This is a genomic window from Rhodoferax sp. EU05-FHT12H12, from assembly GCF_058791215.1.
This window is the reverse complement of sequence record NZ_JBYTDI010000003.1, coordinates 525,032-551,036: the sequence shown is the minus strand read 5'-3', so window position 1 is coordinate 551,036 and position 26,005 is coordinate 525,032. Positions and strand designations below refer to the sequence as shown.

The 26,005-nt window shown below is 64.1% G+C and carries 24 protein-coding genes and 1 tRNA gene; 12 read left to right on the top strand and 13 right to left on the bottom strand.

Annotated features, from left to right (window positions below):
• Positions 1-43 precede the first annotated feature (43 nt).
• Entirely contained in the window at positions 44-865 is an 822-nt protein-coding gene (locus AC3WS7_RS12070; protein WP_492656509.1) for a glycine-rich domain-containing protein, read from the bottom strand.
• Positions 846-2,627, bottom strand: coding sequence for an acetate--CoA ligase (locus AC3WS7_RS12065; protein ID WP_492656508.1), 1,782 nt, complete (start codon positions 2,625-2,627; stop codon positions 846-848). The genes AC3WS7_RS12070 and AC3WS7_RS12065 overlap by 20 nt, the downstream gene beginning before the upstream one ends.
• Positions 2,628-2,662: 35 nt before the next feature.
• Between AC3WS7_RS12065 and AC3WS7_RS12060 the strand changes: the two genes are divergently transcribed.
• The 9 genes from AC3WS7_RS12060 (at position 2,663) to AC3WS7_RS12020 (ending at position 11,707) form a co-directional block, all read left to right on the top strand.
• On the top strand, positions 2,663-3,565 hold the full coding sequence (locus tag AC3WS7_RS12060) for an alpha/beta fold hydrolase (RefSeq protein WP_492656507.1): 903 nt from the start codon (positions 2,663-2,665) through the stop codon (positions 3,563-3,565).
• Positions 3,566-3,637: 72 nt separating this feature from the next.
• Complete coding sequence (locus tag AC3WS7_RS12055) at positions 3,638-4,927, top strand: hypothetical protein (RefSeq protein WP_492656506.1); 1,290 nt, start codon at positions 3,638-3,640, stop codon at positions 4,925-4,927.
• Positions 4,928-5,001: 74 nt separating this feature from the next.
• Positions 5,002-6,106 (top strand): peptide chain release factor 2 gene (prfB, locus tag AC3WS7_RS12050; RefSeq protein WP_296469204.1). Its coding sequence is split into 2 segments (ribosomal slippage): positions 5,002-5,082 and positions 5,084-6,106, totalling 1,104 coding nucleotides; the frame shifts between segments, so codons are not numbered across the junction.
• Between the two features lie 3 nt (positions 6,107-6,109).
• Positions 6,110-6,784, top strand: coding sequence for an HAD family hydrolase (locus AC3WS7_RS12045; RefSeq protein WP_492656505.1), 675 nt, complete (start codon positions 6,110-6,112; stop codon positions 6,782-6,784).
• Complete coding sequence (pepN, locus tag AC3WS7_RS12040) at positions 6,768-9,476, top strand: aminopeptidase N (protein WP_492656504.1); 2,709 nt, start codon at positions 6,768-6,770, stop codon at positions 9,474-9,476. Before AC3WS7_RS12045 ends, pepN begins: the two co-directional genes overlap by 17 nt.
• A gap of 23 nt (positions 9,477-9,499) precedes the next feature.
• Complete coding sequence (locus AC3WS7_RS12035) at positions 9,500-10,531, top strand: class 1 fructose-bisphosphatase (RefSeq protein ID WP_296469129.1); 1,032 nt, start codon at positions 9,500-9,502, stop codon at positions 10,529-10,531.
• A gap of 37 nt (positions 10,532-10,568) precedes the next feature.
• Positions 10,569-10,644: transfer RNA gene (locus AC3WS7_RS12030), tRNA-Thr, on the top strand.
• A 59-nt stretch (positions 10,645-10,703) separates the two neighbouring features.
• A complete protein-coding gene (locus AC3WS7_RS12025; protein ID WP_492656503.1) occupies positions 10,704-10,922 on the top strand; it encodes a hypothetical protein in 219 nt (72 codons plus the stop codon).
• 14 nt (positions 10,923-10,936) lie between these two features.
• A complete protein-coding gene (locus AC3WS7_RS12020) occupies positions 10,937-11,707 on the top strand; it encodes a YdcF family protein (RefSeq protein ID WP_492656502.1) in 771 nt (256 codons plus the stop codon).
• Between the two features lie 12 nt (positions 11,708-11,719).
• On the opposite strand, the gene AC3WS7_RS12015 is transcribed toward AC3WS7_RS12020, so the two are convergent.
• Positions 11,720-13,021 (bottom strand): hemolysin family protein, encoded by a 1,302-nt coding sequence (locus AC3WS7_RS12015; protein WP_296469124.1) that lies wholly within the window; start codon positions 13,019-13,021, stop codon positions 11,720-11,722.
• A gap of 24 nt (positions 13,022-13,045) precedes the next feature.
• On the opposite strand from AC3WS7_RS12015, the gene AC3WS7_RS12010 reads away from it, so the two are divergent.
• Positions 13,046-13,903 (top strand): symmetrical bis(5'-nucleosyl)-tetraphosphatase, encoded by an 858-nt coding sequence (locus AC3WS7_RS12010; protein ID WP_296469122.1) that lies wholly within the window; start codon positions 13,046-13,048, stop codon positions 13,901-13,903.
• Between the two features lie 59 nt (positions 13,904-13,962).
• Here AC3WS7_RS12010 and AC3WS7_RS12005 read toward each other — a convergent pair whose 3' ends face one another.
• From AC3WS7_RS12005 to AC3WS7_RS11970, 8 genes are all read right to left on the bottom strand, one after another.
• Positions 13,963-15,444 carry a DEAD/DEAH box helicase gene (locus AC3WS7_RS12005; RefSeq protein ID WP_492656501.1) on the bottom strand — a complete coding sequence of 494 codons (1,482 nt, stop codon included), beginning with the start codon at positions 15,442-15,444 and terminating at the stop codon, positions 13,963-13,965.
• A gap of 153 nt (positions 15,445-15,597) precedes the next feature.
• Positions 15,598-16,506, bottom strand: coding sequence for a KPN_02809 family neutral zinc metallopeptidase (gene ypfJ, locus AC3WS7_RS12000; protein ID WP_492656500.1), 909 nt, complete (start codon positions 16,504-16,506; stop codon positions 15,598-15,600).
• Positions 16,503-17,039 carry a deoxycytidylate deaminase gene (locus tag AC3WS7_RS11995; protein WP_492656499.1) on the bottom strand — a complete coding sequence of 179 codons (537 nt, stop codon included), beginning with the start codon at positions 17,037-17,039 and terminating at the stop codon, positions 16,503-16,505. Before AC3WS7_RS11995 ends, ypfJ begins: the two co-directional genes overlap by 4 nt.
• A gap of 20 nt (positions 17,040-17,059) precedes the next feature.
• A complete protein-coding gene (locus tag AC3WS7_RS11990) occupies positions 17,060-18,289 on the bottom strand; it encodes an MFS transporter (protein WP_296469117.1) in 1,230 nt (409 codons plus the stop codon).
• Between the two features lie 166 nt (positions 18,290-18,455).
• Complete coding sequence (gene guaD / locus AC3WS7_RS11985) at positions 18,456-19,781, bottom strand: guanine deaminase (protein WP_492656498.1); 1,326 nt, start codon at positions 19,779-19,781, stop codon at positions 18,456-18,458.
• Positions 19,782-19,868: 87 nt separating this feature from the next.
• Positions 19,869-20,273, bottom strand: coding sequence for a 6-carboxytetrahydropterin synthase (locus AC3WS7_RS11980; protein ID WP_296469113.1), 405 nt, complete (start codon positions 20,271-20,273; stop codon positions 19,869-19,871).
• A complete protein-coding gene (gene queE, locus AC3WS7_RS11975) occupies positions 20,270-20,905 on the bottom strand; it encodes a 7-carboxy-7-deazaguanine synthase (RefSeq protein ID WP_492656497.1) in 636 nt (211 codons plus the stop codon). The genes AC3WS7_RS11980 and queE overlap by 4 nt, the downstream gene beginning before the upstream one ends.
• A gap of 7 nt (positions 20,906-20,912) precedes the next feature.
• A complete protein-coding gene (locus tag AC3WS7_RS11970) occupies positions 20,913-22,016 on the bottom strand; it encodes a BMP family ABC transporter substrate-binding protein (RefSeq protein ID WP_492656496.1) in 1,104 nt (367 codons plus the stop codon).
• A 122-nt stretch (positions 22,017-22,138) separates the two neighbouring features.
• Between AC3WS7_RS11970 and AC3WS7_RS11965 the strand changes: the two genes are divergently transcribed.
• On the top strand, positions 22,139-22,915 hold the full coding sequence (locus AC3WS7_RS11965) for a tetratricopeptide repeat protein (protein ID WP_492656495.1): 777 nt from the start codon (positions 22,139-22,141) through the stop codon (positions 22,913-22,915).
• On the opposite strand, the gene AC3WS7_RS11960 is transcribed toward AC3WS7_RS11965, so the two are convergent.
• Positions 22,812-23,210: a hypothetical protein gene (locus AC3WS7_RS11960; protein WP_492656494.1), complete on the bottom strand. Its 399-nt coding sequence runs from the start codon at positions 23,208-23,210 to the stop codon at positions 22,812-22,814. The genes AC3WS7_RS11965 and AC3WS7_RS11960 overlap by 104 nt on opposite strands.
• A 212-nt stretch (positions 23,211-23,422) precedes the next feature.
• On the opposite strand from AC3WS7_RS11960, the gene AC3WS7_RS11955 reads away from it, so the two are divergent.
• Entirely contained in the window at positions 23,423-24,925 is a 1,503-nt protein-coding gene (locus tag AC3WS7_RS11955; RefSeq protein ID WP_492656493.1) for an aminotransferase-like domain-containing protein, read from the top strand.
• 23 nt (positions 24,926-24,948) lie between these two features.
• Here AC3WS7_RS11955 and AC3WS7_RS11950 read toward each other — a convergent pair whose 3' ends face one another.
• Positions 24,949-25,986, bottom strand: a complete 1,038-nt coding sequence (locus AC3WS7_RS11950; protein ID WP_492656492.1) for an adenosine deaminase — start codon at positions 25,984-25,986, stop codon at positions 24,949-24,951.
• Positions 25,987-26,005: the final 19 nt, after the last annotated feature.

Genomic DNA, 26,005 nt, shown 5'->3' with positions numbered 1-26,005 from the left:
GAGGTTCGCGGCAGTTGGGAGATGGTAGCGCGGCAGGAATACCCTAGTCACCGCCACAGCCTCCGCCGCAACCGCCACCGTCGGAGCCGCCGTCTGCGCCACCGCCCGAGCCTTCGGAGCCACCAAAGCCACCGGCGTCGCCCGGCGCATCGCTGCCACTTCCGCCCTCGCCCCCAAAGGTGGTGCCACAGTGATCGCCGGAGCCACTCTGGCGGTCGATGTCGCGGCAATCGGGCACGTAGCTGTAGCCACCCGGAATGCCAAATTTTTTGTCCAGCGCAAACAACAGGGGCAGGCGGCTGGGCTGACGGGGGTTGATGCCCTCCTCCTTGCAGGTCCAGTACCAGACACGGCGCAAACCGTCGTTGCGGCGGGCGTCACGCCCCAGCACTTCGGCCGGGCTGTGGTGCAGCAGGCTGCCAAACGCGGCATGGCACCACTGCGCATACCCGCGGGTGTGCAGGATGAACTCGTGCCAGGCGGCATCCACCACCTTGGACGGCATGGCGACAAACTGGCGCTTGCTGCGCAGGTGCGCCATAAAAAACTGGCGCAGGCCGTGCAGCACCAGCTCCGTGTCGCGTGCGCTGAGCTGCGGGTACTGCGCCATGAGCTTGGCGCCCAGAAAGCGTGGCAGCGGTGCCTCGCGCACAAACTGGCGGCGCAGGCTGAACTCCCAGGCCCGCAATGCAAAAAACAGAAACACGGACAGCGCAGCGCTGAGCACCAGTGCCCCAAAAAACATGCTGCGCCAGGGGCTGGCGGCGTACTGCAGAAGGGAGAACAAGGGCACCGCCAGCCACTTGCTCCAACTCAGCCAGGCAATGCGCCGCAGCAGCGTGGGCTTAACGCCGGGCAGCTGCATAACGCACCTCTTCTTGCAGGCGCAACACCCGGCGCTGCACCTTGCCGGTGGTGGTCATGGGCAAGGCGTCCACAAATTCAATCTCCTTGGGGTACTCGTAGGGTGCCAGCTGGCCTTTTACGTGGGCTTGCAGCTCGGCCGTGAGTTTGGCATGTAATTGGGTTGTAGCGCCCGTATTACCTGCGCAAGCAGCTATGAAATCAGGAGCAATCACCACATAGGCCTTGACCAGTGCACCACGCTCGGCGTCTGGCTTGGGCACCACCGCGGCGTTGATGACGGCGGGGTGTTTGACCAGGCAGTTCTCGATTTCACCGGGGCCAATGCGGTAGCCCGCGGCCTTGAACACGTCGTCGCTGCGGCCCTGGTACCAGAGGTAGCCGTCCGCATCGCGCACGGCCAGGTCGCCCGTGCGGCACCAGTCGCCGGTGAACTTGGCGGCCGTGGCGGCGGGGTTTTTCCAGTAGCCCAGAAAGAAGATCGGGTCGGGCTGGCCGTGCACGTCCAGCCGGTGCAGCGCCACATCGCCGGGCACGCCCACTGCGCATTCCTTGCCCTCGTCGTCAATCACCGCCACGCGGTGGCCGGGGTAGCCCATGCCCATGCTGCCGGGTTTGGACGGGTAGCGCAAATTGCAATTGCCGACGATGTAGTTCATCTCGGTCTGGCCAAACATCTCGTTGGGCGGCACGCCAAGCTGCGTTGCACAGTAGCCAAACACCGCGTCACCCACGGCCTCGCCGGCACTCATGATGGCGTCCAGCTGTAGCTGGAACTGCTGGCGCACGGTTTTGCCTTTGGTGCCGGGGTAGGCCTTCATCATGGCCTTGAGCGCGGTGGGGAAGAGGAAGGTGTGTGTGACGCCGCAGTCGCGCATCAGCTCCAGCGCCGTCTGCGGGCTGAAACGGCCGCTGTAGGCCACGATGGGGCGGCCAAAGTACAGCGTGGGGAGCAGCGCGTCCATGAGTCCACCGGTCCAGGCCCAGTCTGCCGGAGACCAGAACACGGCCTTGGAAGTGGCGTTCTTCTTGCCATCGAAACCAAACCAGTTTTGGCTGGCCACAAAACCGCTCAGGTTGCCGATCAGGGCGCGGTGCGGAATCAGCGCGCCCTTGGGGTTGCCGGTGGTGCCGCTGGTGTAGATCAGCACGGCGGGTGCTTCGGCCAGGGTGTCCACGGGCGTGAAGCTGGCGGGGGCTTGGGCCAGCACGTCGGCCCAGTGCACATCGGCCGTGCCCGGCGTGCCCACGCCAATCACGGTGCGCAGCAGCGGGCAGTCGTCGCGCACGCTGTTGAGTGCGTCCAACGCACTGGCATCACCAATGGCCACCACGGCCTCGCTGTCGTGCAGGCGAAACTGCAGCGCCTCGGGGCCAAACAGCATGGAGAGCGGCATGGCCACCGCACCCAGCTGCAGCACCGCCATGTAGGCCACCGCGGTCTCGAAGCGCTGCGGCAGCACAATGCCCACGCAGTCGCCACGCTGCACGCCCAGCGTACGCAGCACGTTGGAGAGGCGGTTGGCCTGCGTCTGCAGCTCAGAATAAGTATAAAAAGTGCTCTCAGCCCCCGTGGAATATGCGCGGACAGCTATTCTTTTAGGAGCATCCGGCAGCGCCGCCCAGCGCTGGCTGCAGGCCTGGGCCATATTGAAGTGCGTGGGCACCTGCCAGCCAAAGCCCTGGTGCAACGCCGTGTAGGCGGCAGGTGGAGCGGCTCGCCTCGGCCGGGGTGTGGTGTCTCTGCCTTGACTGACGGGCATGCCCTGTCTCCTTGTACGTCCTTATGATTCCAGCAATGTACCAAGTCAAACGCCCCTGCAAAAGCGAATTCGTCCCCATCCGCAACCTGCGCTACCACGTGCAAGTGTGGGGCGAGCCAGGCGTCGGCAAGGTGCCGCTGGTCATGGTGCATGGCTGGATGGACGTCGCCGCCAGCTACCAGTTTGTGGTGGACGCGTTCGCGCAAGACCACTACATCATCGCGCCCGACTGGCGTGGTTATGGCCAGACCAAAGCCCCCGCAACCGACAGCTACTGGTTCCCCGACTACCTGGCCGACCTGGACTTTCTGCTGGACCACTACGCCCCCGGCCAGCCCGTCAACCTGGTGGGCCACAGCATGGGCGGCAATGTGGTCATGCTGTATGGCGGCGTGCGGCCCGAACGCATCCGCCGTCTGGTCAACCTGGAAGGCTTTGGCATGCCCGCCACCCGCCCAGCACAAGCGCCGGGCCGGTTTGCCAGCTGGATGGACGAACTGAAAAAACTGCACGCGGGCGAGATGGACCTGAAGGCCTACGACAGCGCCAACGGCGTGGCCCGCCGCCTCATGAAAACCAACCCACGCCTGGGCCAGGACAAAGCCGACTGGCTGGCCCGCCACTGGGCCGCCGAAAACACCGAAGGCAAGTGGTCCATCCAGGGCGATGCGGCGCACAAGATTTCCAACGCCCAGCTTTACCGCGTGGAAGAAGTGCTGGAGATCTACAAGCGCCTGACCATGCCCGTTCTGGCGGTGGAAGCATCGGACAACAGCCTGGACCTGTGGTGGAAGGGCAAGTTCACCCTGGCCGAGTACCACGAACGCCTGCAGGTGGTGCCCAACGCGGAAGTGGCACGCATTGAAGATGCCGGCCACATGATGCACCACGACCAGCCCGAAGTACTGGCCGCGCTGATCGAGCGTTTTATTGCCTGAAACGCCGGTACGCACCAGACACACAGCGGGTTGATAATGCGGCGCACCGTCCGCACCGCTTCAGGAGATTCCATGCAAGCCCGCAACCGACCATCCCCCCTTGTCAGCACCCTGCTGCTGGCCATGGCCAGCACAGCCACAGTGGCGCAAACCCAGGTGGTCCGCCCCCCTGTCGCGCAGTACTGGATGGACGTGGCCACGGTGCGCATGGCGGATATGGATGAGCTGCCCAACCTCAGTGCCCTGGGGGGCATGGCGGCCGGCATGGTGGGCATGCAAGGTGTGGGCGACAACAGCTTTGGCGCCACCAAGGGCATGATGCCCGGCCGCTGGCTGGACATTGCCGTGGCCACCCAGCGCAAGCCCGCTGGCACACAGGCCACCCAAACCATTCCCGCGGGTCTGGGCCTGGGCCCCAGCCTGCCCCTGCTGCCGCCGGAGCCTGTGGCGGCCAAAAACAAACCGCCCCAGGGCCGCGACACGGACGAGGGCATGCCCGAGCAACCCAAGGGCCGCATCCTGCTCTACTGGGGCTGCAGCGACACCGTGCGCCCCGGCCAACCCAGGGTGCTGGACCTGAGCAACGCCAAACCCGAGGACTATGCCCAGTTCATGCGCGGACGCGCCACCCGCGAGCGCGGCGCCACCGCCGCACCGGGCCACGCCATCTGGCCCAATGCCCAGAGCAAACAGCAGGTGCCCAAGGGCGCATCGGTACAGGGCGAGCACAAGGTGTCGGGCGAAGGCATTCCGGCCAGCCTGCAGTTCTCCATCGGCCAGGTGCAAGACTTCATGCCGCCGCTGGTGCTATCCAGCACGGGGGGTGGCGCCAATACCACCACCCTGGCCTGGCAGGCGCAGCCGCAGGCGCGGGCCTACTTCTTGAACGCCATGGGCGGCAACGACGGCGAGATGGTGCTGTGGAGTTCGTCCGACCCCCCCGAGCCGGGCTGGGGCCTGATGGATTACCTGAGCACCCCCAACCTGGACCTGTGGCTGGCCGACAAAACCCTGCTGCCCACCAGCCAGACCCAGTGCGCCATTCCGGCCGGCATTTTTGCCACATCCAAAGGTGCCATGGTGCAAGCCATGGCCTATGGGCAGGAGCTGAACCTGGTGCACCCACCCCGCCCCACCGACCGCCGCGTGGCCTGGGCCCCCGAGTGGTCGGCCCGCGTGCGTGTCAAATCGGTGGCCATGCTGCCGCTGGAAGACAGCGCGGGCAAGCGCCGCGCAGCTGCCGAAAGCCCCACCAACAAGCCGGACAAGGGGGAGGGCGCACCCGAGCAAAAGTCGCTCTTGCCGGTGTTGCCGGGCATACCCGGGGTAGGTGAAGCACTCAAAGGCCTGTTCGGCCGCTAGGCAGGGGCGCCGGCGGGGCGCCCAAGCATGAGAAAATCGGTGTTTTCCCCATTCAGCAGAACGAGAACACCATGATCGAAGCAGAGCGCGTCAACCTTATCGGCACCACCCTGGCAGACCTGAGCAGCAGGACCCAGGAACTTCGGGGGTATCTTTGACTACGATGCCAAAGCCGAGCGCCTGCGCACCGTCAATGCATCGTTAGAAGACCCCTCCGTCTGGAACGACCCCAAGAAAGCCCAGGAGCTGGGCAAAGAAAAGAAGATGCTGGACGGCGTGGTCGTCACGCTCAATGAGCTGACCAGCAACCTCGCGGACAACACCGAGTTGTTCGAGATGAGCAAGGAAGACGGCGACGAGGACGGCCTGATCACCATCGAAGGCGAAACCGCCAAGCTGGCCGAGATCATCGAGGGCCTGGAATTCCGCCGCATGTTCAACAACCCGGCCGACCCCCTGCCCTGCTTCCTGGACATCCAGGCCGGCGCCGGCGGCACCGAAGCCTGCGACTGGGCCAGCATGCTGCTGCGCCAGTACCTCAAGTACGCGGAACGCAAAGGTTTTACCGCCACGGTGGAAGACATCACCGACGGCGACACCGCCGGCATCAAGGGTGCCACCATCAAGATCGAGGGCGAATACGCCTTTGGCCTGCTGCGTACCGAAACCGGTGTGCACCGCCTGGTGCGCAAGTCGCCGTTCGATTCCTCGGGTGGCCGCCACACCTCGTTCGCGTCGGTGTTTGTGTACCCCGAAATTGACGACTCCATCGAGATCGAGATCAACCCCAGCGACGTGCGCACCGACACCTTCCGCGCCTCCGGCGCCGGCGGCCAGCACATCAACAAGACCGACTCGGCCGTGCGCCTGACGCACATCCCCACCGGCATCGTGGTGCAGTGCCAGGACGGCCGCAGCCAACACAGCAACCGCGACGTGGCCTGGAAGCGCCTGCGCAGCCGCCTATATGACTTCGAGCTGCGCAAGCAGCAAGAGGCGCAGCAAAAGCTGGAAGACACCAAGACCGATGTGGGCTGGGGCCACCAGATCCGCAGCTACGTGCTGGACAACAGCCGTATCAAGGACCTGCGCACCAACGTGGAAGTGTCTGCCACCCAAAAGGTGCTGGATGGGGACTTGGATGTGTTCATCCAGGCTTCGTTGAAGCAAGGTATCTAAGGCATGTTGGACGCTTTGATTTTCGACATGGACGGCACCATGATCGACTCCATGCCCTCGCACAAACACAGCTGGGTAGAGTTCGCGCGCCGCAAACAGTTGCAGGTGGACATTGACGACCTGATGCGCCGCACCACCGGCCGCACCGGCCTGGAGTGCATGCGCGACCTGTTTGACCACCCGGAGATGGACGAGGCCGTGGCCATGGCCCATGTGCACGAAAAGGAAGCGGTGTACCGCGAAATTTTCTCGCCCATCTTTGCCGAGGTAGCGGGGTTCAAAGCGTTTTTCAACCTGGCCCATGCGCGCGGCCTGAAGCTGGGCGTGGGCACGGCAGGCGACCGCCACAACCAGGCCTTCGCCTACCAGCATCTGCAAATGCCCATCGCCCCGCTCACCACCGTGGGCGGCGACGAGGGCCTGCCCGGCAAGCCCGAGCCGGCCATCTTTCTGGAAGCTGCGCGCCGCATGGGTGTGGAGCCTGCGCGCTGCATCGTGTTTGAAGACGCACCGCTGGGCATTGAAGCCGCGCGCCGCGCCGGCATGCGCGCCGTGGGCATTGCCAGCAGCCACCACCCTGACGAACTGCGCGGCCCCCACGTACTGGCCGTCGTGCCCGATTACCACACCTTGATCACATCCCAATTTCTGGAGACACACCATGTTGCAACTTCGTGAGGCCTCGGGCCCGGCTGCGGTGATCCACCGCGGCGACTACACCGCCCCCGCCTACTGGATCGACACCGTCGACCTGAGTTTTGACCTGGACCCCGCCAAGACCCGCGTGCTCAACAAGATGACGCTGCGCCGCAACCCCGATGTGGCGGCAGGGCCCCTGCGCCTGGACGGTGAAGAGCTGAACCTGGCCCGCGTGCTGGTGAACGGCCAGGGCACAAGCTTCAAGATGGAAAACAACCAGCTGGTGCTGGAAAACCTGCCCGAAGGCAGCGAGCCTTTTGCGCTGGAAATTTTTACCACCTGCGCGCCGGTCAAAAACACCAAGCTCATGGGCCTGTACGTGAGCAACGAATCGTTCTTCACACAGTGCGAGGCCGAGGGCTTCCGCCGCATCACCTACTTCCTGGACCGCCCCGATGTGATGGCCATGTACACGGTGACCCTGCGCGCCGACAAGGCCAAGTACCCGGTGCTGCTGTCCAACGGCAACCTGGTGGACAGCGGTGTGCTGGAAGATGGCCGCCACTTCGCCAAGTGGGTGGATCCCCACAAGAAGCCCAGCTACCTGTTTGCGCTGGTGGCCGGCCAACTGGTGGCGCGTGAGCAGCGCATCACCAGCCGCGCGGGCAAAGAGCATTTGCTGCAGGTGTATGTGCGCCCTGGTGATCTGGACAAGACCGAACACGCCATGAACAGCCTGATGGCCAGCGTGGCCTGGGACGAGGCCCGCTTCGGCCTGCCGCTGGACCTGGAGCGCTTCATGATCGTCGCCACCAGCGACTTCAACATGGGCGCGATGGAGAACAAGGGCCTGAACATCTTCAACACCAAGTACGTGTTGGCGAACCAGGCCACCGCCACCGATGCGGACTACGGCAACATCGAGAGCGTGGTGGGCCATGAGTACTTCCACAACTGGACCGGCAACCGCATCACCTGCCGCGACTGGTTCCAGCTGAGCCTGAAAGAAGGCCTGACCGTGTTCCGCGACCAGGAATTCAGCCAGGACCTGTGCGCCGAGCCCAGCGCCCGCGCCGTCAAGCGCATCGAAGACGTGCGTGTGTTGCGCACCGCCCAGTTCCCCGAAGATGCGGGCCCCATGGCCCACCCGGTGCGGCCCGACAGCTACATCGAGATCAACAACTTCTACACCGTCACCATCTACGAAAAAGGTGCCGAAGTGGTCCGCATGATGCAGACCCTGACCAGCCGCGCCGGCTTTGCCAAGGGCATGGCGCTGTACTTCGCGCGCTTTGACGGCCAGGCCGTGACCTGCGATGACTTTGCCCAAAGCATTGCCGACGCCAACCCCGGCTCCGCGCTGGCCAACTTGCTGCCCCAGTTCAAGCGCTGGTACAGCCAGGCCGGCACGCCCCGCCTGGCCACGCGTGGTGCATATGACGCGGCGGCGCAGACCTACACGCTGCACTTCAGCCAGAGCTGTGCGCCCACACCGGGCCAAGTCGGCAAAGAGTCCTTTGTCATCCCCGTGAACCTGGGCCTGGTGGGTGCCAGCAGCGGCGCGGCCCTGCCCCTGCAGGTGCAAGGCAGCAGCGTGGCCGGTGCCGACAGCCACCTCTTTGTGCTGACCGAGGCCAGCCAGAGCATCACCTTCACCGGGGTGACCGAAGAGCCCGTGCCCTCCATCCTGCGCGGCTTCTCGGCGCCCGTGGTGCTGGACTTTGACTACAGTGACGCCCAACTGCTCACCCTGCTGGCGAACGACCCTGACCCGTTCAACCGCTGGGAAGCCGGTCAACGATTGGCGTTGCGCAGCGCTATCAATTCAATAGCTGCTGGCGCAGATACCACGGTGGCTACACCCCTTAATGATGCCTATATCGATGCCATGCGCACCGTATTGCGCCACCCCACGCTGGACGCTGCGTTCAAGGAACTGGTACTGACCCTGCCCTCCGAGACCTACATCGCCGAACAGCTGGACGTGGTGGACCCGCAGCGCATCCACGCCGTGCGCGAAGCCATGCGCCTGCAGCTGGCCATCGCCCTGCAGGCGGACTGGCAATGGGCCTACAGCGTGCACGAGAACAACGGCGCCTACCGCCCCGACCCGGTGTCCAGCGGCCGCCGCGCGCTGGCCGGCATGGCGCTCAGCTTCCTGTGCCTGGCTGCCATGCAGAGTGGCGATGAGGTCTGGCCCGGCAAGACGCTGCAGCGCTTCAAAGACGCCAGCAACATGACCGACCGCTTCAACGCCCTGCACGCCCTGGTGGGCAGCAGCCACGCACTCGCGTCGCCCGCCCTGGCCCGTTTCCACGCGCTGTTCAAAGACGAAGCCCTGGTGCTGGACAAATGGTTTGCCCTGCAAGCCGGTACCAGCGACCGCGGTGGCCAGGTGCTGCCCGCCGTGCGCCTGCTGCTGGCCCACCCGGACTTCAACATCCGCAACCCCAACCGTGCACGCAGCGTCATCTTCAGCTTCTGCAGCGCCAACCCCGGTGGTTTCCACCGGGCGGACGCGGCAGGTTATGTATTCTGGGCCGAACGCGTGATGGAGCTGGATGGCATCAACCCCCAGGTGGCCGCCCGCCTGGCCCGCGCGCTGGACCGCTGGAAGAAGCTGGCCGAGCCCTACCGCAGCGCTGCACGTGAAGCACTGGTGCGTGTGGCCGCCAAGGCCGACCTCAGCAACGATGTGCGCGAGGTCGTGGACCGCGCGCTGGCGGACTGATTTTTCAAACTTAGGACCTTTCCATGACACAACGCATCTCGCTCACGCGCTACCTCATTGAGAAGCAGCGCGGCCACGAAGGCAAGGGCAGCGCCCCCGGCGCCATTCCACCCCAGCTGCGCCTGCTGCTGGAGGTGGTGGCCCGCGCCTGCAAAAGCATCAGCCTGGCCGTGACCAAGGGCGCCCTGGGCGGCGTGCTGGGTACGGCCGAAAGCGAAAACGTACAGGGCGAAATCCAGAAGAAGCTGGACATCATTGCCAACGAAGTGCTGATTGAAGCCAACGAGTGGGGCGGCCACCTGGCCGCCATGGCCAGCGAGGAAATGGAAGGCATCTACACCGTGCCCAACCGCTACCCGCAGGGCGAATACCTGCTGATGTTTGACCCACTGGACGGCTCCAGCAACATCGACGTCAACGTGAGCATTGGCACCATCTTCAGTGTGCTGCTCAAGGCGCCCGAAGGCCCCAGCGTGAGCGAGCAAGACTTCCTGCAGCCCGGCACCCAGCAGGTGGCCGCGGGCTACTGCATCTACGGCCCGCAAACCACGTTGGTGCTGACCGTGGGCGACGGTGTGGCCATGTTCACGCTGGACCGCGAGCAGGGCTCGTTTGTGCTGACGCAAGAGAATGTGCGCGTGCCCGAGGACACCAAGGAATTCGCCATCAACATGAGCAATATGCGCCACTGGGATGCGCCGGTGAAACGCTACATCGACGAATGCCTGCAAGGCGCCGACGGCCCGCGCGGCAAGGACTTCAACATGCGCTGGATCGCCAGCATGGTGGCCGATGTGCACCGCATCCTGACCCGCGGCGGCGTGTTCATGTACCCCTGGGACAAGCGCGAACCCGAGAAGCCAGGCAAGCTGCGCCTGATGTATGAGGCCAACCCCATGGGATGGCTCATCGAACAAGCGGGCGGCGCCGCCACCGATGGCAAACAACGCATTCTGGAGATCCAGCCCACCAAGCTGCACCAGCGTGTGGCCGTGTTCCTGGGATCGAAAAACGAGGTGGAGCGCGCCACCCGCTACCACTCGGAAGCGGCCTGATCACAAGAGGCATCCCGCTATAATTGCGGGCTTAGTTGCCGGTGTAGCTCAGTCGGTAGAGCAGCTCATTCGTAATGAGAAGGTCGGGTGTTCGATTCATCTCTCCGGCACCAAAATTGAAAGCCCCTCGCTGTTATGGCGAGGGGCTTTTGCACAGAAAGGGGCTGATGTGATGCGTGCCATATTTGGAATAGTGAGCCTGCTCATCGTGCTCGCCATCGTTGGCGTACTGGCCAAAAAACAGCTGGGTGGCACCACTAGCGTGGCCCCGGGCGCAGCACCTGCCGCAAGCCCGCAGCAGCAGAGCCAGCAAATACAGCAGCAGATCCAACAAACGGTAGAGGGCACGCTGCAGCAGGCGCGGCCCATGCCGGAAGACGCCACCAAATAGCAACTTCCGCTCCCATGTTCTTTGCTTCCAAAATTCTGGCTCTGGTGACCCAGCCTCTGGTGTGGGTATTTGTGGTGTTGCTGCTGAGCCTGCTGGGTGCGCGGCGCTGGCCCAGAGCGAGCCGTACGCTGGTGGGCGTGGCCCTGCTGGGCATGCTATTGACGGCCTGGAAGCCATTGCCTGAAGCCGTGTTGCGCCATTTGGAAAGCCGCTACACCGAGATAGCGCCCGATGCCAAGCTCGACGGGTATGTGGGTGTTGTGGTGCTAGGCGGCGGGCTGGAATCGGGCCGCACGCAACGGGCCCATACGCAGCCCGGCCTCAATGACGCAGGCGAGCGAATGACAGCCACTGTGGCCCTGCTACGCATCAACCCGAATCTGCGCGTGTTGTTTACGGGTGGCGAAGGCATGCTGTTGGGCGTAGGGCAAACCGAGGCCGAGCGGGCCAAGATTTTCTTTGACAGTCTGGGCGTGAAGGTGTCTCAGGTGCAATATGAAGATGCCTCGCGCAACACTTACGAGAACGCGGTGCTGACGGCCAAGTTGCCTGGTGTGGACCCGACCCAGCGCTGGCTGCTGCTCACATCCGCCTCGCACATGCCGCGCTCCATGGCCACGTTCCAAAAGGCAGGCTGGAATGTCACAGCCTATCCGGTGGATTTCCGCACCGGCGCCGACAGCGACTGGCTGGACTTTGCAATGGCCGGTGGTGCCAGCGACTGGCAAAACGCATTGCACGAGCTGGTGGGCCTGCTGGCCTACAAGCTCACCGGGCGCCTTTAGCCCGCGTGGCGCTTAGTCGTTGAGGGTGCGGCGGGCGTGCACCTTGTCGATGCGGCGACCTTCCAGGGCCACCACTTCAAACAGCCAGTGCGCGCAGACGATATTGGCGCCTTCTGCAGGCAGGTCGCCCGACACCGCCATGAGCAACCCCGCCAAGGTGTTGTAGCGGCCGCGTTCTTCGTCGGGCAGGTCGTCTTCTATTTCCAGCCGGGCCTTGAGTTCGCTCAGGGGCATGAGGCCATCGAGCATCCAGGAGCCATCGTCTTGCTGCACGGCCCAGGCTTCGGCTTGTACATCGGGTTGCAGCTCGCCGGTGATGGCTTCCAGCAGGTCGTGCGGGGTGATGAGGCCTTGCACCACACCGTATTCGTCCACCACAAACACCATGCGCGCGGACTTGACGCGGAACTGCTCGATCAGCTCCATGCCACTCAGAGTCTCGGGCACAAACACGGCAGGCTCCACCAAGGCAGCGATGGTGTAGGGATAACGCACACCGCGCTCCAGCAAACGCGCCACGCTGACGACACCAGCTACATCGTCCAGGGAGCCACGGCACACGGGGTACCAGGAGTGCACCCCCTTGCCAGCGCTGCCGCTGGCCATTGACAGGGCTTGCTCTACCGTGGAGTCGGCGTCCAGCCAGGCGATGTCGGTGCGTGGCAGCATCATGGAGGTGAGGTGCCGGTCATCCAGACGGAAGACGTTGCGCACCATTTGGTGCTCGTGTTCTTCGATGATCCCGGCATCCACCCCCTCTTCCAGGCTGGCAGAGATTTCGGCCTCGGTCACCGCGCGGGTGTCCGTGGTGTCGATGCGCAGCAGCTTGAGCATGCCGTGCGTGCAGACCGAGAGCAGGCGCACAAAAGGTTTGGCACCGGTGGCCACCCAGGTCATGGGCAGGGCCACCACGCGGGCCACGGTTTCCGGGTAGAGCTGGCCAATCCGCTTGGGCACCAGCTCGCCAAACAGAATGGTGATGAAGGTGATGCCGGTGACCACAATGGCGGTGGCCGAGACTTCAGCCACGCGGTCAGACAGGGTGATCGTGGTTTGCAACCAGCCGGCCAGCTTGTCACTAAAAGCAGCCTCGCCCACGATGCCGTTGAGCATGCCAATGGAGGTGATGCCGACCTGCACGGACGACAAAAACTGGGTGGGGTTATCCATCAGCGCCAGGGCCGCCTTGGCGCCCTTGTCGCCGGCCTCGGCCATGGTTTGCAGCCGCACTTTGCGACTGGCGGTGAGGGCCAGCTCGGACATGGCGAAAGCACCATTCAGCAAAGTCAGCACGATGATCAGCAAAAAATCCATGGAACCCAAGCGAGAATGAACACCATGGCAATGTACCTTATTGGCGATGTGCAGGGCTGCGACGCCGCCCTGGCGCAGCTCCTCCAGCGCATCGACTTCTCCCCCAGCCGCGACACGCTCTACCTGCTGGGCGACCTGGTGAACCGCGGGCCGGATTCGGCCGGCGTGCTGCGCCGCCTGATGGGTTACGGCGCGTCCGCCCGCTGCCTGCTGGGCAACCACGACCTGCACCTGCTGGCCGTAGCCCACGGCGTGCGCAAGCCCAGCCGCCTGGACACACTGGACGCGCTGCTGGCCGCCCCCGACCGCCCCGCCCTGCTGGACTGGTTGCGCCAGCAGCGCATGGCGATGCACGAGCGCATTGGCAATTCAGAGCTATTAATGGTGCATGCCGGCGTACTGCCTGCGTGGACAGCTATTAAAACCATAGCACTGGCAGCCGAAGTGGAAGCCGTGCTGCGTTCGGACAAAGCGGGTGCGTTTTTCCATGCCATGTATGGCAATGCCCCCGCACAGTGGAACGACGACCTGGAGGGCATTGAACGGCTGCGCGTGATCGTGAACGCGCTGACGCGCATGCGCTTTTGCACCCCCGAAGGCGCCATGGAATTCGCCAGCTCTGGCCCGGCCGACCAGGCGCCCGCGGGTTACCTGCCTTGGTACGAGGCACCGGGGCGCCAGACGGCCAATGTGGCGGTGGCGTTTGGCCACTGGTCGACGCTGGGCTGGCTGGGCCGGCCCGATGTGTTGGCGCTGGATACCGGCTGCGTGTGGGGCGGTTGCCTGAGCGCGCTGCGGGTCGAGCCTGGCGCCGCAGGTGCCCCCTGGCGCACCGAACTACTGCAGGTGCACTGCGAACAATCACAAAAACCCGGGGAATAAACCGGTCAACAAAAACGGCGCACCAGGCGCCGTTTTTTTGATTGGAAACCTGACAAGCCTTATTCGGACTTGAACAGCGCTGCCACTTTGCGTTTGGGTTTGATGTTGGAAGAGATGCTGCGTGTGGCAGGGCGCGCAGATGCTTCCCACGACGGTGCGGCATCCGGTGCCGCACTGGGCTCGTAGGGCTTGTCAAAGAACGGGTCGCGCGAGACTTGCACCGGGCGGTTGTAGTCGTTGCGCGGGGCACGAGGCACACGCACCCGGTCACCATCATCACGCGGGCCACGGCCTTCGCCACGTCCGGCGCTGCGGCCGTTGTCGCTCACCGCGCTGCCATCTTCGTGGTACATGCGGCGGCCATCGTTGATACGGCCTTGCTTGCGAATGTCGGGCTGCTCTTCTTCAAACTCCACCGCTTCGAGTTCAATCTTGGTCTTGATCAGCTTCTCGATGTCGGCCATGAGGCGGGCATCGTTGCCGCCGCCCACAAAGGTCACGGCCAAGCCGGAAGCGCCGGCGCGCCCCGTGCGGCCAATGCGGTGCACATAGTCTTCGGCGTTGAAAGGGATGTCGAAGTTGAACACCGCGGGCACATCCTTGATGTCCAGGCCGCGGGCGGCCACATCGGTACACACCAGCAAGTCCACTTCGCCCTTTTTGAAGGCTTCCAGCGCTTTGAGGCGCTCGTCCTGGCTCTTGTCGCCGTGCAGGGCAGCGGTCTTCAGGCCTTCACGCTCCAGCGAGCGCGCCAAGCGGGCACAACCCAGCTTGCTGTTCACAAAGACAAAGGCCTGCTTCATGCCACGCTGTTTGAGAATCTGGTGCAGGGCGTGGCGCTTGCTGTCTTCGCCCACGCTGTAGAAGTGCTGCTCGACCGTAGACGCCGTGGCGTTGGAGCGTGCCACTTCGATAGTGACGGGGTTCTGCAGATAGCTGCTGGCCAAGCGCTTGATCTCGGGCGAGAAGGTAGCACTGAACAACAGCGTGGTGCGCTGCTTGGGCAGGTAGGACAGGATGCGCTGCAGGTCTGGCAAAAAGCCGATGTCCAGCATGCGGTCGGCTTCGTCCAGCACCACGTACTCGACCTGGTTGAGCACGGCATTTTTGGCTTCGATGTGGTCCAGCAGGCGGCCGGGGGTGGCCACCAGCACTTCCACGCCTTTTTTCAGCTCCAGGGTCTGGGGCTTCATGTCCATGCCGCCAAACACTACGGCACTGCGCAGGTTGGTGTGCTTGGCATACAGCTTGACCTGCTGGGCGACCTGGTCGGCCAATTCACGCGTGGGCAGCAGCACCAGCGCGCGCACGGGGTGGCGGGCGGGGGACGTGGACGCGTTTTCGTGCTTCATCAGGCGGTGCAGCAGGGGCAGCGAGAAAGCGGCCGTTTTGCCAGTACCGGTCTGGGCGGCGCCCATCACGTCCTTGCCCGTAATCACCACAGGAATCGCCTGCGCCTGGATAGGCGTCATGAATTCATAGCCCATGTCGGCCACGGCGCGCTTGAGCGGCTCGGCCAGCGCCAGATCGGCGTAACGCATGGGCGGGGCTTCGGCGGGCGCAGTGGCGGCAGGCGCGGAAGCAGGGGATTGCAGTTCAGTAGTCAATTCGGTCAGGCATAGCCAAAAAGGTGCTATCCATCCGATAGCGGGGGTGCCCCAAGACTCAGGGCAAACCCCGATTATCCCCTACTCCTATAAAGAGCGGGCCGAGAAGGTGTCGCAGGCCTTGACGCTGCCGGTTTTCAGGCCCTTGTCAAACCAGCGCTGGCGCTGGGCGCTGCTGCCGTGGGTAAAGCTCTCGGGCACCACGGACTGGCCGCTGCCGCGCTGCAGGGCGTCGTCGCCAATCTTGGCGGCGGCATTCATGGCCTCGGCCACATCGCCGTCCTCCAGCAGTTGGCGCGCATTGTTGGCGTGGTGCGCCCAGACACCGGCAAAGCAGTCGGCCTGCAACTCCAGGCGCACGCTCAGGGCGTTGCCCTCGGCTTTGCTGGCGCGGCCGCGGGCCTCTTGCACCTTTTCACTGATGCCCAGCAGGTTCTGCACATGGTGGCCCACCTCATGGGCAATCACATAGGCCTGGGCAAAGTCGCCTGGCGCACCCAATTGCTTTTGCAGGGTTTCGTAAAAGCCCAGGTCGATATAGACCTTCTGGTCGGCCGGGCAGTAAAACGGGCCCATGGCGCTCTGGCCCTGGCCGCAGGCCGTGGAGGTGGCGCCGCGGAACAGCACCAGCCGGGGTTGCTGGTAGTCCGCCCCGCCCTTTTTGAACACCTCGGTCCAAACGTCCTCCGTATCCGCCAGCACGGTGGAAACAAAGCGGGCCATGCGGTCGTCGGCCGGCGGACGCTGTGCCGGGGCCTGCTGCACCATGGGTGCGGGGCCGCCCTCGCCGCTCAGCAGCCCCAGGATGGTGAGTGGATTGATGCCCAAAGCCCAGCCACCCAAGAGCGCGACGACGAGGGTGCCCACGCCGAGTTTGCTGCCCAGCAGCGCGCCCAGCAAACCGCCCAGACCGCCGCCGCCACCAAAGCCGCCATCGGATCCACCGCTGCGGCGGTCTTCGACGTTGTCAGATTCGCGATTGCCTTCCCATTTCATGGTGTGGGTTTCCCTGGGGTGGAGTTTTCGATGAACTGGGCCAGCCCGGTGGACCAGTCGGCAGACGCGGGATGCAGGTCCTGCAGCGATGCAATCTCGACACCGGCATCGGCCAGCATTTTTTCGGACGCGCCGTTGATGCGCTCCTGGTGCGCCTTTTTGTCCAGATAAATCACGCGTTTGATGCCAACCTGGATGATGGACTGCACGCAGCGCGGGCAAGGGTATTGGGTCGCGTAAATGGTGGAGCCATGCAGCGGCAGCGTGGTGCAGTTGAGGATGGCGTTTTGCTCGGCATGGACGATGTAGCTGTGGCGCGAGTTCAGCGGGTCGGTGTCGTCGTCCTGCCAGTAGTGCGCGTCATCGTCGTTGCAGCCGCGCGGCAGGCCGTTGTAGCCCACACCGGAGATCTTGTTGTCCGGGCTCACGATGCAGGCCCCGTTGCGCTTGCGCGCGTCCTTGGAGCGGCCCGATGCCAGCAACGCCACCCCCATGAACATGGAATGCCAGTGGATCAGGGAGTCGTTTTTCATAGCGCGTTGGAAGGTTGGGCTCAGTCTAGCACTGCATCGCGAAGCCCTCTGGGGCTGCGAGACAGGGTGCCACGCCGCTCCAGCAGCACCGAGGCCGCAAACACAAACAGGCCAATGAACGACAGGAAGGCCCCCACATACCCCGTGGCGGCGTAGCCGTAGCCCCATGCAATGGCCAATCCCCCCAACCAGGCACCCAAGGCGTTGGCAATATTGAAGGCGGAGTGCATGGACGCGGCGGCCAGCGTCTGGCCGTCGGCCGCCACATCCATCAGCCGCGTCTGGATGGCCGGGCCGGCCGCAAAGGTGCAACCAATCAGAAACGAGGTGAGGCACAGCATCCAGGGCGAGGCGGCAGTGAGGCTGAACAGCGTCATCACCACGATGTTGAACACCAGCATGCCGCCTATGGTGCCCATGAGCGCGATGTCGGCCAGCTTGGAGCCCACCACATTGCCCACATTCATGCCGATGCCGAACAGCACCATGATCAACGGAATCATGCCCGCCGGCATGTGCGCCACCTCGGTGGCCGTGCTGGCAACGTAAGAGAAGATGGCGAACATGCCGCCAAAACCGGTGGCCGCGAGTGTGAGGGTGAGCAACACCTGCGGGTGGGTAAACGCCACCAATTCGCGCACCACGCCAGCCCCCTCTGAAGGTTTGTCACGCGGCAGGTAAATCCAGATCAGCGTCACCGTCAATACGCTGATGAGCCCCACCGCCAGGAACATGACGCGCCAACTGAGGTACTGCCCAAACAGCGCCATCACCGGTGTGCCGATCAGCGTCGCGCCGGTCAGCCCCAGCATCACATAGCCCACGGTGCGGGCCCGCATGTCCAGCGGCACCAAAGATGCCGCCACCAGCGCGGAGACACCAAAGTAAGCGCCGTGTGGCAGGCCTGACAAAAAGCGCAACACGATGAAGCTCACAAAATCAGGCGCCAGCGCACTGGCGAAGTTGCCCACGGTGAACACCGCCATGAGGATCAGCAGCAGCGTGCGCCGGGACGACTTGGCACCCGCGATGGCAATGATTGGCGCGCCCACCACCACGCCCAGGGCGTAGGCGCTGATGACATAACCGGCCTGCGGGGTGGTGACCGCAAAGGTGCGGGCCACATCGGGCAGCAGGCCCATGATGGCGAATTCACCAGTGCCAATGGCGAAGCCGCCACAGGCCAGTGCCACGATAACCAAAACAATTTGCAGCCGTGTCAGCACGGGGGACTCTTCTGTCGCAACCATGGTTTCCTTGGGAGGGGCGGTGGGTCACACCGTGAGGCAGGGGCGGGGCCAGCGCTTGCGCACCGACCCGCCGCGGGCCTCGAACTATACGGGATTACCCTTAACCCCACCTAGCAACGCTACCAAATCAGGAGCTGCTCGCGCAACATCCACGGGGGCTAGAGGCCTAAAAGGCTTGAGAAATGACGGTTTGCTCGACCAGGCGGTCATCGCCCAGCACGATCAGCGAGAACAGCAGCTCGCCCAGATTGGCGGCCAAGGCCGTCTTGCGGGCCAGCAGCGGCGTGGCCCGGGGGTTGATGACGATGAAGTCGGCCTCGCAACCCGGCAGCAGGTTGCCCACCGCAGGTCCTCCGTTCGCACCGTCCAGGCCCAAAGCAGCTGCCGCACCTGCCGTGTGCTGCCACCACAGGTGCTGGGGCGAGAGCGACAGGCCGGGCTTGGTCTGGCCTTCGCGGCCCACGTAATACGCGGCCAACATGGTGTGGAAGGGGCTGAACGAGGTGCCGCCCCCCACATCGCTGGCCAGGCCGTACTGGTAACCGACACGGTTGGCACCCTCGTAGTCGAAGAAACCGCTGCCCAGAAACAGGTTGCTGGTCGGGCTGACGGCCGCCGCGGCGCCGGTGTCGCGCATCAGCGCGCGGTCGTCGTCGTCAAAGTGAATGCAGTGGGCGTAGATCGCGCGTTCGCGCATCAGGCCAAAGTCGTCGTAGGTGGCCAGGTAGCTGCGAGACTGGGGAAACAACTCACGCGCCCAGGTGATTTCGTCCTTGTTCTCGGCCACGTGGCTTTGGATCCAGACATCACCGTACTGCTGGGCCAGCTCGCCCGCGCCGCGCAGCTGGGCATCGGTGCTGGTGGGGGCAAAGCGCGGTGTGATGGCGTAGCCCAACCGGTCCACGCCATGCCAGCGCTGGATCAGAGCCTCGGTGTCACGCAAGCTTTGCTCGGTGCCGCTCACGCCGCCCTGCCCCTGGTTCAGCAGGTCCGCCGGGGCATGGCGGTCCATCAGGCACAGGCCGGTGATCAGGCGCATCTTCTGGGCCTGGGCCTCGGCAAACAGGGCGTTGACCGACTCCACATGCGAAGTGGCGAAGGTGAGCGCGCTGGTAACGCCGTTGCGCAGCAACTCTGCTACAAAAAAGGTAGCTGCTTGCGCACTGTAGTCGGGGGCTTCAAAGCGTTTTTCTTCTGGAAAGGTGTAATTTTCCAGCCACGGCAGCAAACCGGAAGCAGGCGAGCCGATGACGTTGGTCTGCGGGTAGTGGATGTGCAGGTCGATAAAACCCGGCGCGATGATGCGGCCCGGGAAATGCTGCACGGCCAGTTGCGGGTACTGCGGCGCGATGGCGCTGTAGGCGTCGATGGCCTGCACCACCTGGGTGCCCTGGGCATTGGGGCCGACAACCAGCAGGCCATCGGTTTCAAAACGGGCCTGCCCCGGTGCATCGGGGGCAAACCACAAAAGGGAGGCACGGTAAGCTTTCATGCGGGCAAGCATATATCGCAGCGCAGCAATGTCCATACCACGGCACGCATAGCCCCTATGGATTTACACGCAGCCGCGCCAAGGCCTTCAGGCGCGCAAGGTGCAACTGTCGCCAATGCCTTCGCGCCACACGCGCACCTGCCACAAGCCGCTGAATTCCACTGCCATGGCGCGCCAGATGAAGGCAGCCAGGTTTTCCAGCGTGGGCGGGCCCAGGTCTTCCACTTCGTCCAGCAGGTGGTGGTCCAGGCGCGGGCGCAGCACGGCGATGGCGTTGCGCAGGTGGCCCAGGTCCACCACCATGCCGGTGTCTTCGTCGGCATTGCCGGCCACGCTGATTTCGGCGTGGTACGTGTGGCCGTGGATGCGGCGGCTGCCAGCCACCTCCTCCGCGTCGTCCAGCGTGCGCTTGAGGGTGTGGGCGGCGTCAAAGAAAAACTTCTGGCTCACCTCGCAGCGGCGCGGAATGGGGATGGCGGGTGCTTGGGTCATCGGATGCCTGTGATCTTGTGGGTTTGCAGGGACAGGCGCCACTGCGGGCGCTCCAGGCATTGCGCAATGCAGGCCCGGATGTTGTCGGCCCGCAGGAGGTTGTCCATGGGTTGCAGGTAGCGGTGCAAAAAGTCCGCCGCCTCGCACTCGGCCAGCGTGATGCCGGCTTGGGGCCACACCAGCTTGAGCTCATGCCCGCTGCGCTGCACCCAGGTGGAGCCCGCCTTGGGGCTCACGCAGATCCAGTCGATGCCCTCGGGCGCGGCAATCGTGCCATTGGTTTCCACCGCAATCTGGAAACCCTGCGCGTGCAGCGCCTCAATCAGCGCAGCGTCCACCTGCAGCAACGGCTCCCCCCCCGTCAGTACCACAAAGCGGTGGGCCGCATCGGTGTCGGGCCACTGCGCAGCAATACGCTCGGCCAATGCCTGGGCGCTTTTGAACTTGCCGCCCAGTGTGCCGTCGGTGCCCACAAAGTCGGTGTCGCAAAACTGGCAGACGGCGCTGGCACGGTCCTGCTCGCGGCCGGTCCAGAGGTTGCAACCGGCAAAGCGGCAGAACACCGCAGGGCGGCCCGCGTTGGAGCCCTCGCCCTGCAGCGTGTAGAAAATTTCTTTGACCTGGTATGTCATCGCGGCCTCAATGGCTGACTTTGCCCTGCACGCCGGCCACCAGCCAGTTCATGCTCAGGATGTCGGCGTCGCTCAGGGTCTTGCCTTTAGCGATGGCGAGCTTGCCCTCGTTGTCCAGCACGTCGGCTTTGGCTGCAAAGGGATGCAGCTTGCCGGTAGCAATGTCCTTCTGGCGCTGCAACACTTCGGCCTGCACGGCCTTGGGCACCTTGCTGCCAAAGTCACCCACACGAATCATCCCGTCCTTCACGCCGCCCCAGACATTGCCGCTCTTCCAGCGGCCGTCCAGCACGGCCTGGGTGCGGGCGGTGTAGTAGCTGCCCCACTGGTGGGTCACGGCCACGATTTGCGCGTCAGGCGCGACCTTGCGCATGTCGGAGTGGTAGGCCACAGCCAGCTTGCCGCGCTCTTGCGCCGCGGCCATCACGGCGGTGGAGCCGGTATGGAAAGCGATCACATCCACGCCCTGGTTGAACAAGGTCATGGCGGCATCGCGCTCACGCGGCGGGTTGAACCACTCCCCCAGCCACAGCACCTTGACCTGGGCCTGCGGGTTGACCGAACGCATGCCCAGTGTGAAAGCGTTGATGCCTTGCAGCACCTCAGGAATGGGAAAACCCGCCACGTAGCCGGCCAGCTTGCTCTTGGTCATGCGGCCCGCGGCCACACCAGCCAAGTAGCGACCCTCGTAGTAGCGCGCATTGGCCACGGCCACATTGAGCGCAGTCTTGTAGCCGGTGATGGATTCGAACTTCACGTCCGGAAACTCTTGCGCCACCTTGAGCGTGGGTTCCATATACCCAAAGCTGGGGGTGAAGATGAGCTTGTGGCCCTGGCGCGCCAGGTCGCGGATCACACGTTCGGCATCCGGGCCTTCGGCCACGTTTTCTACGTAGGTGGTCTGCACCTGGGTGCCCAGGGCGGCGGCCACGGCCTGGCGGCCTGCCTCGTGCTGGCGCACCCAGCCGGCGTCGCCCAGGGGCGCGACGTACAGAAAACCAACCTTGAGCGGCTGGTCTTTGGCAGGGTCAGTGGTTTGGGAGATGGCGCTGTGGGGCGCGCAAAGAAAACAACAAGCGGCCACGGCAGTGGCTGCGAGGTTTTTATACATGGTAGTCCTCTACATGGCCCTGAGACATCACAACCAGCGCTTCAGGGCAGCGGCGCCGGGCGCATATTTTACGCCACACGGCATAATTGAGAATAATTCTTGTTTGGAACGCTTTTCTCGCCATGCCCACGCCTCACTTGTCATTGCCCGAATCCGCCCACGATCTGGCCCGCTGGACACCTGCCGACTGGCAGAGCGTCATCACAGGTGAACCCACCACCTCGGCGCAGTGGATGTTGCACAGTGCCCGCCTGGGCCATGCCGATGCACAAACCATCCTGGGCCAGTGGCTGCTCAACGGCCATGGCCTGAACCGTGACCCGGTAGGCGCACTGGCCTGGTTCCTGAAAGCGGCCGCACAGGGCCACCCCATGGGCGTCAACATGGCGGGACGCTGTTTTGAGAACGGCTGGGGCGCCGATGCCGATTGTTTTGCCGCGGCTAATTGGTACCGCCAAGCCGCCACCAAGGGACTGGATGCCGGCATGTACAACTACGCCAACCTGCTCGCCACGGGCCAGGGCGTGAAGCAAGACGCCGCAGAAGCCCTGCAGTGGTACCGCAAGGCCGCCGCCTTGGGCCATGCCAAGTCCATGACCAAGATCGGCTTCTTTTACGAAGACGGCCGGGTGGTGGCGCAAGACAGCGCGGCGGCCTTCACCTGGTTCGAGGGCGGTGCGCGCGGTGGCGACTTTCGTGGCCAGTACAACTACGCCAGCATGCTGGCAGCGCGCGGCCAGATGGATGTGGCGCTGGAGTGGTTGCGCAAGGTGCCGCTAAGCGCAACCCCTGGCTTCAAACGCTTGGCCGGGGAGCAACTGCTGCAGTCGCCCCACCCGGCCTTCCGGGCCGTGGGGCAACAAATGCTGGATGCACTGTCCAGCGTGGCAGCGCCTTAAGCAGCCAGGCCAGCACGCGTGGCAAGGACACGCGCTGCGGCACCAACAGATCCAGCTCAGCATCCGATTGCGCCACGATGCGCAGCCAGTCGGACACCTGTACCCGGTGCACCGCACCGCGTGGCAACGCCATGCGCTTGCTCCACAAACCATCGTCCAGGGCGATGCGCTGCTCCAGCACCACCGCGCCAGTGCTGACCCGAATCACCGTACCCCGTGGCATGTGTTCAAACAGAGACTGCCCCTGGGCCAGCACACGCTGGTCCAGGGGAAACGATGCGGATCCGCTGGGCATAGACCACCTCCGGGTTGCTGCGTTGAAAGGGCAAAGCGCCTCATCACAAGGGCTTTGTGCACCGGGGAAATCGTAGGGTCCAGCCAGGGTTCGTAACAGGCACAGCGGCGCACTGTCTGGGCCAGAACAGATGCCACACCAGCCATCTGTTACGGTACGGTTTTGACAAATCTGTACCTGTTCTCCCCACCCCGGATCAAGGACTATCGGCCATGGACACCGCATTGATCACCATCACAGGACACCGCGCACCACCCACGGCAGAGCCCATCTACCAGCGCCTGGCCGCGCACTACCGCGGCGCCATCCAGGCAGGGTCGCTGGTGGTGGGGGACCGCATGCCCTCGCTGCGCAGCCTGATGCGCCAACACGAGGTCAGCCTGTCCACCGCCATGCAACTGAGCCGGCAGCTGGAGAGTGAAGGCTGGCTGGAGGCGCGGCCGCGCTCGGGCTACTTTGTGCGCAAGCCCTTGCGCAACACACTGGCCACGGTGAGCGAGCCACGCATGGATGTCACGCCGGACCCGGCGCAGTACGTGGGCATCCATGCGCGTGTGTCCGACTTCATCGCACGCGGCCGGCTGCACATGGTCAAGACCAATCTGGCCGTGGCGCGCTGTGCACCCGAGCTTTACCCCGCCGAGGCCCTGAAACTGGCCGCCATGCGGGTGCTGCGCAACCACCCGCAGTTGTTGGTGTCGGCCTCGTCACCGCGGGGCAACCCGGTGTTTCGCGCGGTGCTGGCCAAACGCGCGCTGGGCCTGGGGGTGACACTCTCGCCCGACGAGGTACAGATCACCAACGGCTGCATTGAAGCGCTGAACCTGGCGCTGCGCGCCGTGGCCCAACCCGGCGACACCATCGCGGTGGAGTCCCCCACCTTCTATGGCCTGCTGCAGGTGCTGGAGGCGCTGGGCCTGCGTGCGCTGGAAATACCCACCAGTCCGCAGACCGGCATCTCGCTGGACGCGCTGGAAATGGCGATGCAGACCTACGACAACATCAAAGCCGTGGTGGTCGTGCCGCACCTGCAAAACCCGCTGGGCAGCATCATGCCGGACACCCACAAACAAGGCCTGGTGCAGCTCTGCGAGCGCCATGGCACCGCGCTCATTGAAGACGACACCTACAGCGAGCTGGTCAACGAAAGCACGCGCGGAGATACCCCTTTGCGTGCCATGAAGTCCTGGGACACCACGGGCAATGTGATCTATTGCGCCTCGCTGCACAAAATCCTGGCACCCGGCGCCCGCGTGGGCTGGATGGCGGCAGGCCGCTGGCAAGCGCGGGTGGAAATGCTCAAGTTCAGCCAGACCCGTAGCAACGAAGAGCTGTCACAACTGGCACTGGCCGACTACATGGCCTCGCCCGCCTACGACCGCCATTTGCGCCGACTGCGCAGCACCCTGCATGTGCAGCGCGAAAAAACGGCGCAGGCCATTGCCAGCTACTTCCCTGAGGGCACCCGCCTGAACGTGCCCGATGGCGGCTTGTCACTGTGGGTGGAGCTGCCGCAAAAGTTGTCCAGTCGGCGCGTGTTTGACGCCGCCCTGGTGCAGCAGATTTTGGTGACACCGGGGCAGATGTTTTCCAACAGCCTGCGCTTTGACCCCTACCTGCGCATCAACTGCGGCTGGCCCCACCAGCACGACGTGGAACAGGGCCTGCGCCGCCTGGGGCAGATCGTGACCACGCTGCTGGAGACCAAGGCTTGAATACCCTGGCCAGAGCCGTTGTCCTACCTGAACGTCTCGAACACACCATCCAGGCGCTGCACATAGTTCTGGCGCAGTGACGCATCGATGAAGCTGGCGTCAAAGCTGTTGCGTGCCAGCGTATAGGCGTGTTGTGCGGTCAGGCCCAATGCCGCAAAGGTCTGGGTGAAGTTCTCGTTGATATAGCCACCGAAGTAGGCCGGGTCGTCCGAGTTGACGGTGGCCATGATGCCGGCGTCCAGCATGGCTCCAATATTGTGCTGGGCCAGCGTGGGAAATACCCGCAGCTTGAGGTTGGACAACGGGCAGACGGTGAGCGGCATCTTGTCTTTTGCGAGGCGCTGCATGAGTGCGGCGTCGTGGATGGCTTGCACACCATGGTCAATACGCTCCACCTTGAGCACATCGAGCGCGCTCCAGATGTAGGCCGGTGGCGCCTCTTCCCCCGCGTGGGCCACCAGGCGAAAGCCCAGCTGTTTGGCGCGCGCATAGACCTTGGCAAATTTCTCGGGCGGATGACCCACCTCGCTGGAGGCCAGGCCAATGCCGACAATCTTGTCGCGCAGCGGCAGTGCCTGCTCCAAGCATTCAAAGGCTTCCTCTTCGCTCAGGTGGCGCAGGAAACACAGGATCAGCGAGGCCGTCATGCCGAACTTGGCAGGCGCATCGGCACAGGCACGGTACAGGCCGTTGATGACCACCTCGGCGCTCAGGCCGTGGCCGGTGTGCGTCTGGGTGTCAAAGAAGATTTCGGTGTGCAGCACGTTGTCGGCCTGCGCACGCGCGAGGTAGGCGCAGGTCATGTCGTAGAAGTCCTGCTCGGTCTTCAGCACCATGGTGCCCTCGTGGTAGATGTCCAGAAACTCTTGCAGGTTGTTGAACACATAGGCATCGCGCAGCGCCTGCTCGCTGGGGAAGCGCAGCGGCACCTGGTTGCGCTTGGCCAGTGCAAACATCAGCTCGGGCTCCAGCGAGCCTTCGATGTGCATGTGCAGTTCGGCTTTGGGCATGGCACGCAACAAGGCCGGCATGCGGTCGGCGGGAATGGTCGGCAGGTTCATGGTGGCTCGCGATCCGGTC

Excerpts from the sequence above, each read along its gene's own strand:
- AC3WS7_RS12070 (WP_492656509.1), bottom strand. The coding sequence starts at position 865 with ATGCAGCTGCCCGGCGTTAAGCCCACGCTGCTGCGGCGCATTGCCTGG.
- AC3WS7_RS12065 (WP_492656508.1), bottom strand. The coding sequence starts at position 2,627 with ATGCCCGTCAGTCAAGGCAGAGACACCACACCCCGGCCGAGGCGAGCC.
- AC3WS7_RS12060 (WP_492656507.1), top strand. The coding sequence starts at position 2,663 with ATGTACCAAGTCAAACGCCCCTGCAAAAGCGAATTCGTCCCCATCCGC.
- AC3WS7_RS12055 (WP_492656506.1), top strand. The coding sequence starts at position 3,638 with ATGCAAGCCCGCAACCGACCATCCCCCCTTGTCAGCACCCTGCTGCTG.
- AC3WS7_RS12045 (WP_492656505.1), top strand. The coding sequence starts at position 6,110 with ATGTTGGACGCTTTGATTTTCGACATGGACGGCACCATGATCGACTCC.
- pepN (WP_492656504.1), top strand. The coding sequence starts at position 6,768 with ATGTTGCAACTTCGTGAGGCCTCGGGCCCGGCTGCGGTGATCCACCGC.
- AC3WS7_RS12035 (WP_296469129.1), top strand. The coding sequence starts at position 9,500 with ATGACACAACGCATCTCGCTCACGCGCTACCTCATTGAGAAGCAGCGC.
- AC3WS7_RS12025 (WP_492656503.1), top strand. The coding sequence starts at position 10,704 with ATGCGTGCCATATTTGGAATAGTGAGCCTGCTCATCGTGCTCGCCATC.
- AC3WS7_RS12020 (WP_492656502.1), top strand. The coding sequence starts at position 10,937 with ATGTTCTTTGCTTCCAAAATTCTGGCTCTGGTGACCCAGCCTCTGGTG.
- AC3WS7_RS12015 (WP_296469124.1), bottom strand. The coding sequence starts at position 13,021 with ATGGATTTTTTGCTGATCATCGTGCTGACTTTGCTGAATGGTGCTTTC.
- AC3WS7_RS12010 (WP_296469122.1), top strand. The coding sequence starts at position 13,046 with ATGGCAATGTACCTTATTGGCGATGTGCAGGGCTGCGACGCCGCCCTG.
- AC3WS7_RS12005 (WP_492656501.1), bottom strand. The coding sequence starts at position 15,444 with ATGCGTTACGCCGATCTGGCGCTGGCCGAGCCGCTCAAGCGCGCCGTG.
- ypfJ (WP_492656500.1), bottom strand. The coding sequence starts at position 16,506 with ATGAAATGGGAAGGCAATCGCGAATCTGACAACGTCGAAGACCGCCGC.
- AC3WS7_RS11995 (WP_492656499.1), bottom strand. The coding sequence starts at position 17,039 with ATGAAAAACGACTCCCTGATCCACTGGCATTCCATGTTCATGGGGGTG.
- AC3WS7_RS11990 (WP_296469117.1), bottom strand. The coding sequence starts at position 18,289 with ATGGTTGCGACAGAAGAGTCCCCCGTGCTGACACGGCTGCAAATTGTT.
- guaD (WP_492656498.1), bottom strand. The coding sequence starts at position 19,781 with ATGAAAGCTTACCGTGCCTCCCTTTTGTGGTTTGCCCCCGATGCACCG.
- AC3WS7_RS11980 (WP_296469113.1), bottom strand. The coding sequence starts at position 20,273 with ATGACCCAAGCACCCGCCATCCCCATTCCGCGCCGCTGCGAGGTGAGC.
- queE (WP_492656497.1), bottom strand. The coding sequence starts at position 20,905 with ATGACATACCAGGTCAAAGAAATTTTCTACACGCTGCAGGGCGAGGGC.
- AC3WS7_RS11970 (WP_492656496.1), bottom strand. The coding sequence starts at position 22,016 with ATGTATAAAAACCTCGCAGCCACTGCCGTGGCCGCTTGTTGTTTTCTT.
- AC3WS7_RS11965 (WP_492656495.1), top strand. The coding sequence starts at position 22,139 with ATGCCCACGCCTCACTTGTCATTGCCCGAATCCGCCCACGATCTGGCC.
- AC3WS7_RS11960 (WP_492656494.1), bottom strand. The coding sequence starts at position 23,210 with ATGCCCAGCGGATCCGCATCGTTTCCCCTGGACCAGCGTGTGCTGGCC.
- AC3WS7_RS11955 (WP_492656493.1), top strand. The coding sequence starts at position 23,423 with ATGGACACCGCATTGATCACCATCACAGGACACCGCGCACCACCCACG.
- AC3WS7_RS11950 (WP_492656492.1), bottom strand. The coding sequence starts at position 25,986 with ATGAACCTGCCGACCATTCCCGCCGACCGCATGCCGGCCTTGTTGCGT.